Origin of the sequence: Methylobacterium sp. Leaf91 (assembly GCF_001422815.1) — a bacterium.
Taxonomy (GTDB): domain Bacteria; phylum Pseudomonadota; class Alphaproteobacteria; order Rhizobiales; family Beijerinckiaceae; genus Methylobacterium.
In genome coordinates this window covers 70,762-84,664 of the sequence record NZ_LMMP01000011.1, presented here as the reverse complement: position 1 = coordinate 84,664, position 13,903 = coordinate 70,762, and the positions used below count along the sequence as shown (strand labels likewise).

16 protein-coding genes and 1 tRNA gene are annotated in these 13,903 nt (G+C 63.6%); 9 read left to right on the top strand and 8 right to left on the bottom strand.

From position 1 onward, the window contains the following. Window positions 1–2: 2 nt before the first annotated feature. The 4 genes from ASF32_RS10630 (at window position 3) to ASF32_RS10615 (ending at window position 2,104) form a co-directional block, all read left to right on the top strand. The gene (locus tag ASF32_RS10630) at window positions 3–755 is read left to right on the top strand and encodes an ABC transporter permease (protein WP_056427537.1); all 753 of its coding nucleotides are present in this window, start codon (window positions 3–5) and stop codon (window positions 753–755) included. After that, on the top strand, window positions 755–1,510 hold the full coding sequence (locus ASF32_RS10625; protein ID WP_056427726.1) for an ABC transporter ATP-binding protein: 756 nt from the start codon (window positions 755–757) through the stop codon (window positions 1,508–1,510). The genes ASF32_RS10630 and ASF32_RS10625 overlap by 1 nt, the downstream gene beginning before the upstream one ends. A 165-nt stretch (window positions 1,511–1,675) precedes the next feature. Next, window positions 1,676–1,885 (top strand): hypothetical protein, encoded by a 210-nt coding sequence (locus tag ASF32_RS10620; RefSeq protein ID WP_056427534.1) that lies wholly within the window; start codon window positions 1,676–1,678, stop codon window positions 1,883–1,885. Between the two features lie 3 nt (window positions 1,886–1,888). Beyond that, entirely contained in the window at window positions 1,889–2,104 is a 216-nt protein-coding gene (locus ASF32_RS10615; protein WP_056427531.1) for an alkylphosphonate utilization protein, read from the top strand. A 3-nt stretch (window positions 2,105–2,107) separates the two neighbouring features. Here the strand turns inward: ASF32_RS10615 and ASF32_RS10610 are convergent, their stop codons facing one another. Next, the gene (locus ASF32_RS10610; RefSeq protein WP_056427528.1) at window positions 2,108–2,365 is read right to left on the bottom strand and encodes a hypothetical protein; all 258 of its coding nucleotides are present in this window, start codon (window positions 2,363–2,365) and stop codon (window positions 2,108–2,110) included. A gap of 292 nt (window positions 2,366–2,657) precedes the next feature. On the opposite strand from ASF32_RS10610, the gene ASF32_RS10605 reads away from it, so the two are divergent. Both ASF32_RS10605 and ASF32_RS10600 read left to right on the top strand, forming a co-directional pair. Next, entirely contained in the window at window positions 2,658–4,472 is a 1,815-nt protein-coding gene (locus ASF32_RS10605; protein WP_056427525.1) for an adenine deaminase C-terminal domain-containing protein, read from the top strand. A 208-nt stretch (window positions 4,473–4,680) separates the two neighbouring features. Next, window positions 4,681–4,863 (top strand): hypothetical protein, encoded by a 183-nt coding sequence (locus tag ASF32_RS10600; protein ID WP_056427522.1) that lies wholly within the window; start codon window positions 4,681–4,683, stop codon window positions 4,861–4,863. Between the two features lie 741 nt (window positions 4,864–5,604). Here the strand turns inward: ASF32_RS10600 and ASF32_RS26845 are convergent. The 4 genes from ASF32_RS26845 to ASF32_RS10585 form a co-directional block, all read right to left on the bottom strand. After that, window positions 5,605–5,739, bottom strand: coding sequence for a hypothetical protein (locus ASF32_RS26845; RefSeq protein WP_280136553.1), 135 nt, complete (start codon window positions 5,737–5,739; stop codon window positions 5,605–5,607). A 207-nt stretch (window positions 5,740–5,946) separates the two neighbouring features. Further along, window positions 5,947–6,021, bottom strand: a tRNA-Gly gene (locus ASF32_RS10595). Between the two features lie 129 nt (window positions 6,022–6,150). Next, window positions 6,151–6,630 carry an NUDIX domain-containing protein gene (locus tag ASF32_RS10590; protein WP_056427519.1) on the bottom strand — a complete coding sequence of 160 codons (480 nt, stop codon included), beginning with the start codon at window positions 6,628–6,630 and terminating at the stop codon, window positions 6,151–6,153. Beyond that, window positions 6,627–7,325 (bottom strand): fumarylacetoacetate hydrolase family protein, encoded by a 699-nt coding sequence (locus ASF32_RS10585; RefSeq protein WP_056427516.1) that lies wholly within the window; start codon window positions 7,323–7,325, stop codon window positions 6,627–6,629. The genes ASF32_RS10590 and ASF32_RS10585 overlap by 4 nt, the downstream gene beginning before the upstream one ends. A 161-nt stretch (window positions 7,326–7,486) precedes the next feature. Here ASF32_RS10585 and ASF32_RS10580 point away from each other — a divergent pair, with 161 nt between their 5' ends. The 3 genes from ASF32_RS10580 to ASF32_RS10570 all read left to right on the top strand — a co-directional run bounded on the left by ASF32_RS10580 (window position 7,487) and on the right by ASF32_RS10570 (window position 10,914). Beyond that, entirely contained in the window at window positions 7,487–8,938 is a 1,452-nt protein-coding gene (locus tag ASF32_RS10580) for an FAD-binding oxidoreductase (RefSeq protein WP_156467760.1), read from the top strand. 314 nt (window positions 8,939–9,252) lie between these two features. Then, on the top strand, window positions 9,253–9,546 hold the full coding sequence (locus tag ASF32_RS10575; RefSeq protein WP_056427510.1) for a DUF2218 domain-containing protein: 294 nt from the start codon (window positions 9,253–9,255) through the stop codon (window positions 9,544–9,546). Between the two features lie 102 nt (window positions 9,547–9,648). Beyond that, window positions 9,649–10,914 carry an aminopeptidase gene (locus tag ASF32_RS10570; RefSeq protein WP_056427507.1) on the top strand — a complete coding sequence of 422 codons (1,266 nt, stop codon included), beginning with the start codon at window positions 9,649–9,651 and terminating at the stop codon, window positions 10,912–10,914. Between the two features lie 29 nt (window positions 10,915–10,943). On the opposite strand, the gene ASF32_RS10565 is transcribed toward ASF32_RS10570, so the two are convergent. The 3 genes from ASF32_RS10565 to ASF32_RS10555 form a co-directional block, all read right to left on the bottom strand. Next, entirely contained in the window at window positions 10,944–11,531 is a 588-nt protein-coding gene (locus ASF32_RS10565) for a DUF1223 domain-containing protein (RefSeq protein WP_244478039.1), read from the bottom strand. 180 nt (window positions 11,532–11,711) lie between these two features. Further along, on the bottom strand, window positions 11,712–12,716 hold the full coding sequence (locus tag ASF32_RS10560; RefSeq protein WP_056427506.1) for a lipid A biosynthesis lauroyl acyltransferase: 1,005 nt from the start codon (window positions 12,714–12,716) through the stop codon (window positions 11,712–11,714). A gap of 96 nt (window positions 12,717–12,812) precedes the next feature. Next, window positions 12,813–13,838, bottom strand: coding sequence for a zinc-binding dehydrogenase (locus ASF32_RS10555; protein WP_056427503.1), 1,026 nt, complete (start codon window positions 13,836–13,838; stop codon window positions 12,813–12,815). Window positions 13,839–13,903: the final 65 nt, after the last annotated feature.

Genomic DNA, 13,903 nt, shown 5'->3' with positions numbered 1-13,903 from the left:
GGATGAAGGCCCTTCGCGCACCCGCCCTCGCGGCTCTCGGACTCGTCGCCTTCCTCCTGTTCTGGGAGGCGATGCCTCGGCTCGGGCTGATCAACCCGGCCTTCCTGCCGCCGCCGAGCACGATCCCGGCCGCCTTCCTCAACGAGATTCGTCTCGGGGTCTGGGGCGAGGCGGTGTTGTCGAGCCTGAGCCACTACCTCGTCGGCCTCGCCGTCGGCGCAGGGGCGGGCATCGCACTCGGCATCCTGGTGGGCATGTTCCGGGGCTTCGAGGCACTCACCGCCTGGGTCGTGCGCCTGCTGCGGCCCATTCCCGGCCTCGCCTGGGTGCCCTTCGCCATCATCTGGTTCGGGGTCCAACCCTCGGCCGCCGTGTTCATCATCGCCATCGGCGTGTTCTGGATCGTGTTTTTCGCGACGCAGGGGGCGGTACGCGGGGTGGACCGGGATCTCGTGGAGGTCGCCCAGGCCTTCGGCTTCCGTTCGCCCCTGGCGCGTCTCACCAAGATCCTGCTGCCGGCCGCGACCCCTGGCATCCTCGTCGGCCTGCGCACGGCGCTGGGCCAGGCCTGGATGGCGGTGGTGGCCGCCGAGATCTTCGGTGTGCCGGGTGTGGGGGCGCGCATGATGCAGGCCTCCAGCCTCCTCTCCACCGATATCGTGGTCGTCTACATGCTCACCATGGCCGGCCTCTACGGGCTGTTCGATACCGGCTTCGTCGCCCTCCAGAGCTGGCTCCTGCGGTGGCGCGCCTGATGGACCCGATCATCGACATACGCGGCCTGAGCCTCGCCTACGAGCGCGACGGGGTGCGCAACGTCATCCTGTCGGAGCTCGACCTTTCCATCGCGCGCGGGGAGTTCGTGGTCATCGTCGGCGAATCCGGCGTCGGTAAATCCACCGTCCTGCGCGTTCTCATCGGCCTCGCCGCCCCCAGCGGGGGAACGGTGCGCCTCGCCACGCGCGAGGGCTGCCGCACGCCAATGGCGCTGGTGTTCCAGGACGCCCGCCTGCTCCCCTGGCGCCGGGTCGTCGCCAACGTGGCATTCGGCCTGGAAGGCAGCGGCCTGTCGAAGCCTCAGCGCCTCGCCAAGGCGCAGGAGATGCTCGACCTCGTCGGACTTGGCGAATACGGCCAGCGCTGGCCACACCAGCTCTCGGGCGGGCAGCGCCAGCGCGTCGCCATCGCGCGCGCCCTCGCCGTCGACCCGGACGTGCTCCTGATGGACGAGCCGTTCTCCGCACTCGACAGTTTCACCCGCGAGGGCCTGCAGGACGAGTTGCAGCGCATCCAGGCCGCCACCGGCAAGACCATCCTGTTCGTCACCCACGACATCGACGAGGCCGTGACCCTGGCCGACCGCGTCGTGGTCTTGGCAGGAAGCCCGGGCCGGGTCGCGGCCGACATGACGATCGACGTGCCGCGTCCGCGCCGCCGCCGCGACGAGGCGCTCACCCAGGCTGCCCGAAACCTGCGGGCCGAGCTTTCGGGGCGGTCCGCGGAGCTGTGACCGCACCGTAAGGCCGCTTCCCGAGACGGTCGGCGCCGTCTGTATCGAATCCGTCGCCCCATCCGCGGCGATGCCGCCGGATGCGCCATTGCATCCTGCGGCCAATGATTGCATCGCTCCGCACCCGAGACCGCCTGGACGGTCGATCGGCAGAGAGACCCTACCATGACGCCCGACGAGATTGCCGACCTCAACCGCGCCCGCGCCAGCCTCTCGCGACAGCGCAACGCCTTGGCCAAGCGGATCGGTTCGAGCGAACTCGCAGCTGCCTCCGCCGCCGAGGATTTCATGCGCATCCTCCTCGCCATCGAGGCGGTGGACCGGGCGCTGACCAATGCCGGGCAGCCCTACATGCCGCCCGATGCCGGGGCCTGAACCATGGCCGATACGAAGGATGCCAACGGCACCAAGCTGGCCGACGGGGATTCCGTCACGCTGGTCAAGGATCTCAAGGTGAAGGGCACCTCCACCACCCTGAAGCGCGGGACGCTCATCAAGAACATCCGCCTCACGGAGGATCCTGAAGAGATCGAGTGCAACGCCGAGAAGGTGAAGGGCCTCGTTCTGAAGACACAGTTCCTTAAGAAAGCCTGAGGATCAATCGCCGGACTCGCTGCTGATCGCGCGGGCCGGCGACCGGCTCAGGCTTCGAATGGCGCGGGACGGGCGGCCCGACTTCTCGGCGATGGCGCGGTCCTGCTCCTCGATCAGTTGCCGGGCGGGCTCGTCACCGTCGAGCCCTCCGAGGATTTCCATGGGAACCCGACGGTTCGAGGCACGGGACTCGTCTTCATAGACCACGTCGAACAGGACTGAGCCCCGCTCCTGCGGTTTCGACTTTGTACGCTTGGCCATGACAAATGCTCGATGATGCGATCGGGGAATGTGATGTCGAGGGTTCGGTAGGCGAAATGTTCGACGTTCGACCGTCTGGTCCCGCCGACATTCCTGCGCCGTGACCGTCACCGTTGGGAGACGCCACGACCGAACTCGCAGCGCTACATGGTCCCGGCGAAACAGGTTGGCAACCCGCCTTTCTGGACGCGCAGGCGCGGTAGACCCGCCTGTGGCATGATGCGTGCGCGCCGCCGGGCAAGACCGGCCTGCCGTGGCGGCCGGTTTGATGATGCCAGGAGCCAAGCCGACGATGACCGATCCGACGCCGCTGACACGTTTTTCCGTCGCACCCTTGGCCCGGATGACCCGGCATCTCGCCGGCGTCGCCGCGGGGCGGGCGGAGCCCGATCTCGTCATCACCGGCGCACGTATCCTCTCCACCTATTCTGAGCGGATCCGGCCGGACAGTGAAGTCTGGATCGCCGGAGGACGTATCGCCGCCGTAAAGCCTGCCGGTGCCTATCACGGGAGTGCCCCCCGTTACGATGCGGGCGGCGGTATTCTGGCGCCCGGCCTGGTGGATCCACATCTGCATATCGAGAGCAGCATGGTGACCGCCTGCGCCTATGCCGAGGCGGCGCTCCTCAACGGCACCACGACCGTCGTCTGCGACAGCCACGAGATCGGAAATGTCCTCGATGCGGACGGCATCGCCTGGATGCTGGAGGATGCCCGCGAGGCGCCGCTCAACATCTACCTCACGGTGCCGAGCACGGTCCCGGCCACGTCGCCAGCCTTGGAAACCGCCGGTGGCGACCTGACGGCCGAGAAGATCGGAGCTTTGTTCGATGCGTGGCCGGAGGCGATCGGCCTTGGCGAGAAGATGGATTTCGTCGCCGTCGCCGAGGGCGATGAAAGGGCGCATGCCATCATCGCGGCCGCTCTGCAACGGGGGCGGCCGGTCTCCGGCCATATCTACGGCCGCGGCTTCGTTGCGGCCTACGCGGCCAGCGGGGTCACTGATACCCACGAAGCCATCGACAGGGACATTGCCGACGACCTGCTCGAGGCGGGTTTGTGGATCTACCTGCGCGGCGGCCCGCCGACCACGCCCTGGCACAGTTTGCCCAAGGCTATCGGCACGATCATCGAACTGGGAGCCTCGGCCAAGCGGGTCTGCGTCTGCACCGACGACCGGGATGCGCAGGATCTCCTCGCTTACGGCCTGGATTGGGTGGTGCGCGAGGCAATCCGCATGGGCATCCCCCGCGAACAGGCATGGTCAATGGGCTCGCTCCATCCGGCGACCCGGTATGGGCTCGATGGCGAGATTGGTGGGTTCGGCGGGGGACGTCGGGCCGATCTAGTCCTCCTCGATGATGACTTGATCCCGCAGACCACATGGTATGGCGGACGGTGCGTGGTCGAGAACCGTGCGGTTACTCCCCTCCTCGATGCGGCACTCTCGCGACCCTATCGATATCCTGCACCAGCCTATGCAACGATGCATCTGCCACAGCCGCTTCCTGCCCTCGTCCCGCCGTTTCCCGAAGGCCGCTGCATCGTCAACGCCATTCGCACCACGCTTCCCGGCATCGAGTTGACCCACGAGCGCTACGATCTGACTCCCGGCCTCGATTGGGTAACGACATTGTGGGACAACGACCTGTGCTTCGTCACCGTGATCGAGCGCCATGGCAGGGCCGGGAACGTCGCGCACGGATTGCTGCGCGCCTTTGGTCTGAAACAGGGCGCTGTCGCGAGCAGTGTCGGCCACGATTCGCACAACGTAATCGTGGCCGGGCTGAATGAAGAGGACATGCGCGTCGCTCTAGATGCGCTGTCGACGATCCAGGGGGGCGTCTGCGTGGTCGAGGATGGGAAGGTCACTGCGATGGTTCCGTTGCCTGTGGCAGGACTTCTCTCCGACAAGCGCGTCGGTCTCGTCGCCGAAGAAGTCCGTTTGCTGAAGGTGGCCTGGGAGCGGGCCGGCTGCACGATCCCCTATATGGGGTTCAACCTAATTCCGCTGTCTGTCATTCCAGAGATTCGGATCACCGACAAAGGCCTCGTGCTGGTGCCGGCCATGAAGATCGTACCGCTTTTTGAACCTGCAGAGAGATAAGATCTACAACTGGGAACCAGGACGCTGCCAACAACGTTGAAACATCAGGTCTCAACAGCCTTTCCCGTGTCGGCTTTCACAAGCCGTGCTATTACCGAATCGGCCAGCTGAATTGTCCGTTGAGGCGATTGGCTGGCCGTTTTACGTTGTCTCCTATGGGCTTGCGCCCTGTCTCCAGGAGAGGACGCTCTTTTTTTGGAGTGAGTTGATGCGGAATCTTCTGACGCTTGTCGTCCTCGGCTTCGTCGGCTTCGTCCTTGTGGCGATGTTCGTCGCACCAACCCAGCCGGATCTGAAGGCTTGGTACCTCAAGAATGCATGCGAACATCTCGATAAGGTGTCTGCGAAAATCTGTGATCCCATGCGTCAGAATGGCGGACAGGCGCTGTGACGGTATCACCGTTCAGCGCTTTTAAGCGGCGGTGACAAACCGGTTTCTCGTGCGCGCGAAGGAGCAGATTTATTGAATTGGGCGGTCCCAACGCTATTTGTCCCAGCCAAGGTGGGGGCGGGTGGAAACGTCACCAGCTGGCCGTTCTTCGCCGGTACAAGTGCAGTGCGGGTTGCAGCCCAACACAATACCGATCCTGCCGAATACCGGTATGACCCGGCACGGTCGGGTCGGAAATACCGGATCTGCTATCGCCTCGATATAGAACGTTATTCGCGAGTAATACCGTACCAATAGCTGATGCTAGATAGTTCTTGAAACAAAAATAGCCCAGTGCCAAATGATGGCGCTGGGCTATCCCCATTTAGCTCAATTAAAAACTAACGCCGGTGTGATATTCAGTAACCGCAGCACAGAGCCCAAAGACGGGTATCTTAAAAGGATGCTCACGACGAATTTCCTGGCGAATGGTCTCTCGGCGCAGATAACAGGCGCTGCTATCGGAACCGTACTCAACGTGTTCAACGGTGCTCCACGGAGCGGACCGCACCTCGTCGAGCTGCATGGGCGCAGCCTGGGTTGTCGAAGCGAAGATAGTGCAGGTTTTGAATGCCGTCAGACAGGCAACCCGCAATGATGTCAGCGCTTTGTATGCCGCCGGGTCCTAAGTTGGCGAGTCAGAACCCGACGGAGGTAGAAAATAACTACCGCTACTGAATCTCTATTACGCCCGCCTGGCCCTCAGACCAGATACAGGGTTGCCGTAGCACGGAACACCTTGGGGCAATGGGCCTCGTTCACGATGCGGAGCGCCTCATCCACCGTGATCTGGCGGTTGAGGGCAAGTTCCTCGAGGGTCATCCAAGTCGATGTCATATGTTTTATCCCTTGCTGTCGGTGACTCAACATGCAGAGGGCGTATTGGTTCATCGAGAAGGTCCGCTGGCAGCCATCGGATGACCAGCAATGTGTATGCTTGAGAACTCGTCATGACCGTCCATCGAAAGACAGAATGCGAGCTCCAGATACGACGAAGGCCGCCCGAAGGCGGCCCATCGCGTATGTTCTGATGGTTGGATGAATTGGAGCGGGCGAAGGGATTCGAACCCTCGACCCCAACCTTGGCAAGGTTGTGCTCTACCCCTGAGCTACACCCGCTCACTATGCCGTGCCGCTTGAGGAGAAGACCCGCCGGCGGCCCCGGACGGCGTCTCTAAACAACATTCCGGCGGGCGTGGCAAGAGCTGTTTTTCGGTTCTTTTGCCGGCGGGCAACTTTCTCGCGTTCTCACCACGTGGCCGTTGGGGAGAGTCCATGGACGATCTCGTCGAGGCGGCTGTGGGTGGCCCGCGTCGTGTCTTTGGGCAAGGCGTCGAGCGCGAAGAAGTCGCTCTGCGCGATTTCCCGGTCTGGCGCCTTCGGTCCGAGGAGTGTGAAGGTGGGGGCGACGTAGACAGCGATGTGGTCGCGGCCCGTTGCGGCGGTGCTGCGGAAGAAGCCATGCAGGCGCAAGGTGTCTGCCGCCTCCACGACGATCTCGGCCTCCTCCCGAAACTCTCGAACCATGGCGTCGACGGCATTCTCGCCAATCTCGATGCCACCCCCGGGCAGGTGCCATCCCTCCACATAAGTATGGCGCACGAGGCAGACGCGGCCCTGAGCGTCGAAGGCGACGCCCCGCACGCCGAGGGTCATTCCACGGGACACGAGGGCGCCGAACTGGAATAACCGTTGGATCAGCGGCCGGTTGAGGAGGGAGCCAATCATACGACGTTGAGGCGGATGGCACCGAAGCCTTCGATGGCCGCCTGCATCACTTGTCCGCGCTCGACCGCACCGACGCCTGAAGGCGTACCGGTGAAGATCAGGTCACCGGGATGGAGCTCGAAATAGGTGGAAAGGAGCGCGATCTGGTCGGCTACGGACCAAATCATCTCCGATAGGTCGCCGGCTTGGCGGGGATTGTCGTCCACCGAGAGTGTGATGGCGCCGCGCATCGGATGCCTGCGACCTTCGACCGGGTGGAGTGGTCCGATGGGTGCCGAGGCATCGGCCGATTTGGCGAGGTCCCACGGGCGGGAAAGGCGCTTGGCTTCGTCCTGAACGTCGCGTCGGGTCATGTCGAGCCCGACGGCGTAGGCGTAGACATGATCGAGGGCATCGGCCGTGGGGATGTCCTGCCCGCCGCGTCCGAGGGCTGCTACGAGTTCCACCTCAAAATGGTAATTGGCGGTGCGGGGCGGATAGGGATGGTCTACTGCATCCGCGCCCGGGACGATCTGAAGCGCGTCCGCCGGTTTCATGAAGAAGAACGGCGGCTCGCGCTCGGGATCCTTCCCCATTTCGCGGGCATGGGCGGCGTAGTTGCGTCCCACGCAATAGACGCGGCGCACAGGGAAAAAGTCCTCGCTGCCAACAATGGGCAGGGCGGTACGGGGTGGGTTCGGGATCACGGACAGCATCGGTTGGGCGCCTCCTCCGGGTTTGCGCTGATCGGTTGCGGCACGGCTCCGTGCCCTGCAAAGACGGGTCACGAACCTTATCATAGGAGGTGAGTTCGCAGCCGCCATCGTGACGGTCCGGCCTCCCCACTTCGTGTTACCCCTCGATCTCCCGCCCAGAGCTGCCCGTGACTGCTCCCGCCGATCTTCTCTTCCGTCTCACTGAGCGCTTGGGGGAGAAGCACGTCCTCACGGCCCCCGCAGAGATTGCACCCCATCTCCGGGAATGGCGCGGCCTCTTTCACGGCAACGCGCTCGCCGTCGTTCGGCCGGCCGATACCAGCGACGTCGCGTTCGTTGTTGCGGCCTGCGCCGACGCTGGAATCGCCATCGTTGCTCAGGGTGGTAATACCGGGTTGGTGGGAGGCGGAGTGCCGCATGGCGGGATCGTCCTGTCGCTTGGTCGCCTCTCGTACATCCGCGCCATCGACCCGTTGAGCGCCAGTATCACCGTCGAGGCGGGCGTCCTGCTCGCCGAGGCTCAGGCGGCGGCCGACCAGGAGGGGATGCTGTTCCCCCTGTCACTGCCCTCGGAGGGCTCGTGCACGATCGGCGGCAACCTCGCCACCAATGCCGGCGGAACCGGCGTCCTTGCCTATGGCAACATGCGCGATCTCGTGCTCGGCCTCGAAGTGGTGCTGGCAGACGGCCGGGTCTGGAACGGGTTGAGCGCGCTGCGCAAAGACAATGCGGGCTACGACCTGAAACACCTGTTCGTTGGATCGGAAGGGACCCTTGGAATCATCACAGCGGCGGTGCTGAAGCTCTATCCCAAGCCTTCGTCGCGGGCAGTCGGCTTTGCGGGTCTTTCGTCGCCGCATTCCGCTCTGGCCTTGTTCGACACGCTTAAACGGACCGCTGGCCATAACCTCACGGCATTCGAGTACATTCCGCGCTTCGGACTCGAAATCGTACTGAAACACAGACCCGCTTTTCCACGTCCCCTTCCCGGGGATCATGCGGGCTACGCGCTCATCGAAATGTCTACGACGCACGCTGGGGCAGAGGCCTCGGATGCCATCGAGACGGCGCTTGCCGCAGCTATCGATCGTGGTCTCGTGGAAAACGCGGTCATCGGGTCGAGTGAGACGCAGAACGCGAGCCTATGGGCGCTCCGAGAAAACTTGTCTGACGTTCAGTCGCTCGAAGGCGGCTCGATCAAGCACGACGTCTCGGTGCCGCTATCGCGTCTCGCCGATTTCCTAGATACGGCGATCGCGGCATGCGAGGCTGAAATGCCTGGCCTGCGTGTCTGCGCCTTCGGGCATTTCGGCGATGGCAACATCCACTTCAACCTTAGCCAGCCTCTCGGCATGGACAAGGCTACGTTCCTCAAGGAATGGGGACGCTTCAACAGGATCGTTCACGACATCGTGCATCGGATGGGCGGGTCCATCGCCGCCGAACATGGCATCGGCCTAATCAAGCGAGACGAACTGGGCCTCTACGCCGATCCGGTCGGCCTGGACCTGATGCGCCGGCTCAAGTGCGCCCTCGATCCGCGAGATTTGCTGAACCCCGGGAAGGTGATCGCGTTGTCAGCGAACCCTCCCCCGGCGCTTCCGAAGGAGTAAGCGCCGGGGGCGTGTGACTTCGCCGCATAAGCCATCCAGACACTCACGGCGTTGTTCACATGCCCCATTGTGCGTCGCACAAGAAAAGATCACAATCGATCTCGCGATGCGCCATGAAACGGCTTCAAGTCCTGATCTAAAGCGTTATTGCGATGAGAGTGCTTCATGGGTGCGCTGCAGCGTCTTATGGGGACGTTAACGGTCCTGACCCCTTCAGTAAGAGGCGGATCGCACCCTCAATGAAGGTCTGCAGCCCAGCGACAACGATGCACCAGCTGCGTCCATGGATTTCAGGGACCGAAGGAGACAAGACGATGCCGATCTCGCAGGCGAGAGTTCCAACTGCCGAGGCAAGCCGCTACCTGAAGCAGCTCTGCCGCCATTGGAGCCATAAATTCCCCGTGGAAGCGACGGACGCGGCCGGTACGGTCCCGTTCGGCGAAGATCGCGTTTGCACGTTCCAGGCAGAGGCCGATGCTTTGTTGATGCGTGTCGCGACTCCTGATCCAGCTGGTCTGACGCGGCTGGAAAACGTGGTGGCCGACCATCTCATGCGTTTCGCCTTCCGCGAGAATCTCGGCGAAATCACTTGGTCGCGCGCTGCTTGACCATCTCGCTGCGAGTCCCGCGCTTGAATCAGCATCACGAATCCCGATCTTGCTGAACGCCCGCCCCGTGGCATATGCGGGATGGAGCTGAGGAGATTGGTGATGACGACGAGCACTGGGGCTGACACGACCGCCCTCTCCTTCGACGAGCGGATCAGCCGCCTCGCCGAGGTGGCGGTCCGCATTGGGCTCGGACTCCAGAACGGCCAGGAATTGGTGATGACGGCGCCGCTCGAAGCCGCGCCTCTCGCCCGTGCGATCACCACCGAGGCTTACAAGGCCGGCGCGTCCCTGGTGACTACTTTCTATTCCGACGACGCTGCGACCTTGGCGCGCTTCGCCCACGCACCTGAGGACGCGTTCGATACGGCGGCGGGCTGGCTCTACAGCGGTATGGCCGACGCGTTCCGGAACGGAGCCGCAAGGCTTGCGATCGCCGGGGATGATCCGTCGTTGCTGGCTGGACAGGACGCCCAGAAAGTCGCCCGCGCCAATCGCTCGCGCTCGAAGGCCTATGTGCCGGCTCTCGAACTCATCGCGAATTTCGCCACGAATTGGACGATCGTTTCAGCGGCGACCCGCCCTTGGGCACGGACTGTTTTCCCGGATTGCGCCGAGGACGAAGCCCTCTCACGCCTGTGGAACGCGATCTTTGCGGCGTCTCGCGTTGACGGTACCGACCCGGTGGGCGAGTGGAAGGCGCATAACGACGCTCTCCACGCCCGCACTAAGATTCTCAACGAGCATCGCTTCGCTGCCTTGCGGTTTCAGGGACCGGACACCGACCTCACCGTCGGCCTTGCCGACGATCACGAGTGGTGCGGTGGGGCCTCCGTTTCGCGCAGCGGGATCCTGTGCAACGCCAATATTCCCACCGAGGAGGTGTTCACCACGCCTCACAAGTCGCGGGTGGACGGCCACGTGGCAAGCACCAAGCCCTTATCCTACCAGGGTACGCTGATCGACGGCATCCGGGTAAGGTTCGAAGATGGGCGCATCGTCGAGGCGACGGCTCGCACAGGGGGCGATGTCCTCGCGCGCGTCCTCGACACGGATGAGGGGGCTCGCCGTCTAGGTGAGGTCGCCCTGGTGCCGGCTTCGTCTGCTATCTCCGCTTCTGGACTGCTATTTTACAATACCCTGTACGACGAGAATGCGGCGAGCCACATCGCCTTGGGGCAGGCGTACAGCAAATGCTTCCGCGACGGCGGTGAAGGCTTCAGTGAGGACGATCTCACGGCACGGGGTGCGAACCGCAGCCTGATCCATATCGACTGGATGATTGGCTCGGCCGAGATCGACGTCGATGGCCTCACCGCCGAAGGGCGCGCCGTGCCGGTTATGCGCGCTGGGGAATGGGTGGGCTGAAGCGTCGAAGGCAGTAAGCGGGCCAAGGCTCAGAAACTTGGCCCCTTCGTCGCGCCGAGAATGCGGGCGGGATGGGCAAGCGTCCCACTCTGGAGCATGACCACGTAGTTGTCGGCATGACCTGAACAAGCGAGGCTACGCGGGAGCTCGAAATGCGCGGCCTGGCCCATCCAGGCTCCGACCTTGTGCATCCCGCGCACCATGTTCACGTAATCGACCACCTGTCCCTTGTTCTCACCGTGCCCGACTGCCGTCCTGTGCCTGCGCAGGATCGGGAGTAGCCAGACCTCGCCGCTTCCCCGTCCGGCGCCGATATCGATGGTGATACGGTCCCCCTGGTCCGTCGCTTTTACCAGCACGATAAGGCCCCACGACTGCCGCGCCGTGCGGAGGCTACGGTCGAGGAAGGCTTGGTCTGACCTGACCGGGGATGGCTCGCCGTTGACGATGGCCTGCGGTGCGAAAAGCTGGCGCTCGCCATGGCTCAGAGCATAGGCGCGCTGGCGTTCGGTGAAGGCCGGGATCGCGAGTTCGTCCTTCCAGCCAAGATAGTCCCAGTAGGTGACCGGAAGGGTCAGGGCGATGATGTCGGCCTGCTGGGCGTAATCCCCCATCATCCGCGAGGCCTTCTGGCAGGCGCCGCAACCTTGGCTAGTGAAGAGCTCGATACCGCGCGAGGCGGCTCGGCGTGTGCCGGGCCTGTCATGTACGGAAGGAGAAGTGTCAGTGCGAGAGGGTTCAGCGCGGAGCTGAGTAGCCGTAAAGCGGATCGGACCATATCCCTATGTGACAGCGCCTCAACCGGAAACGGAAGTCACGTTGCCTCGATGGGCCGTGGATGGATTAGACTGTTTAACTGGAGCAACCTTGGGCTTGGGCAGCATGTTCGGCCGCCACCGCCTGTGCATCCACAACCACTGACCCGGATTTTCCCGAACCCATTCCTCAACCACGCGTGTCATCGCCTGCATTGCGCCCTGCACATCAATTTCGCCCTTGGCATCGCGGGGTAGGTCGAGGGGAGGCGTGAGTTCGAGATGGAAGCGGGCATTGTCCTTGCGCACCACGCGGACTCCGTGAACGGGGCATTCGTAATGCTTGGCGAGCTTGGCGAGCAGCGGATTCACCAGAACGGGTCGATCAAAGAACTCCACGACTACGCCACGGGTGAAATGCTGATCGATGAGCTGGCCGAGATGGCCGCCGCGTTCCACGACGCCCTGCATGGAAAATACGGCGCCCTGCCCCGCCGCTGCCAGGCCACCCATGGTCTCTCGGCGCACCTCGGCGACGAGGCGAGCCGAGGCTATATCGTTGGGCGGCCGGAAAATCGCCGTGGCCTCGAGGCCGTAGCGAGCGGCGCAGATCGCCGGCAATTCCCAGTTGGCGAGGTGTGCGGCGAAGATCAGCCCCGGCTTGCCGTCGTCGCGCAAAGCCTCGAAATGCTCCGCGCCGGCAACGGACATGCGCTGACTTGCTGGATCGGTGGGGTCGATATCGAATAGGGTTGCAAGATGTGCGTATTCCGCTCCCGTCCGGCCTAGATTGTCCCAGGCTTGGCGCGCGAGCGCCCTGATCGCGGCCTCATCTTTCTCGGGATAGGCGGCACGCAGGTTCGCCAATGCGATGCGGTTCGCGGGTAGGAACGGACCTACTCTCCGTGCAATCGCCCCGCCGGTCCGGCTCGCCCGCTCGGTCCCCAGCAATCGCGCTAGCCAGAAGAGGCAGCGGACCAACGGAATCATGGCGATCCCCGCCATCCGGGGCAGATGGCGGTTCAGGACGAGGGCAAGACGCAGCACGAGACTATCCGGGAGTGGCTATCGCGCTCGTGTAGAACATTTTCCGGGTAAGGGGCAGCCTGAGGTGAATGCGAGTCTCGCCGCCCAGGCGACATATCAGTCGATCGCCACGAGGATTTTCCCGAACACCTTGCGCGATTCCAGGCGTTCCAGCCCCTGTGAAAAGTCCGCGAGTGGCAGCACGGTATCCACTACTGGCGTGATCCCCTCGGCCATTTTCGCCAGGGATTGGCGGATGTTGGCCATAGAGCAGCCGAAGGACCCGGTAATGCGGTACTGTTGCTGGAACAGCTGCATGAGGTTCATGGTCGTAGAGACACCGGAGGTGGAACCACAGGTGACGAGGCGGCCGCCGCGCTTGAGGCATAGGAGCGAGCCGTTCCAGGTATCCGGGCCGACATGCTCGAACACTACGTCTACACCCTTTCGCTTGGTCAGGCGGCGGACCTCGCCTTCGAAGCGCTCGTCGCGGTAGTTGATGACGTGATCGGCGCCCAGCGCCTTGGCCATCTCGCCCTTCTTGTCGTCCCCCACCGTCGTGAACACAGTGCAGCCAATGGCTTTGGCCATCTTGATCGCGGCGGTACCGATCCCCGAGCCACCGGCATGAACGAGGATGCTCTCGCCAGGCTCCAGCTTGGCATTGTCGAACAGCATGTGCTGGACAGTGCCGAAGGCGATTGGAGCACAGGCTGCATCGGTGAAGCTCACCCCATCGGGTACCTTCACTACGAGACGTGCTGGCATGGTGACACGCTCGCGCGCGAACCCGTCGATATGGAAGCCCATAACGCCGGAGACGTCCTCGCACAGGTTGTCTCGACCCTCCCGGCAGGCCTTGCAGCGACCACACGTCTGCGCGCCGTACATCACCACGCGGTCGCCCTCACGCAGATCCGTGACGCCCTCGCCAACGCAGACGATCTCGCCCGAGGCTTCGGCCCCTACCGTGAGCGGCATCTTGCGCTTGGCGAAGGCCATGCCGCGAAAGCCCCAGACGTCGATGAAGTTCAAGCCCACCGCGCGCACGCGGATCTGAACCTCGCCCCCGCCGGGAGCTGCCGGCGGATCGACCTCGCTGAGGCGCAGGTCGCGGTCACCGAAGAGTTGGAGGGCTTGCATCGGGCTTGTCTCTCGTCGGGCGCTTCGGGCTCCGAACCTCCTTCGTACCACCTCATCCTGAGGTG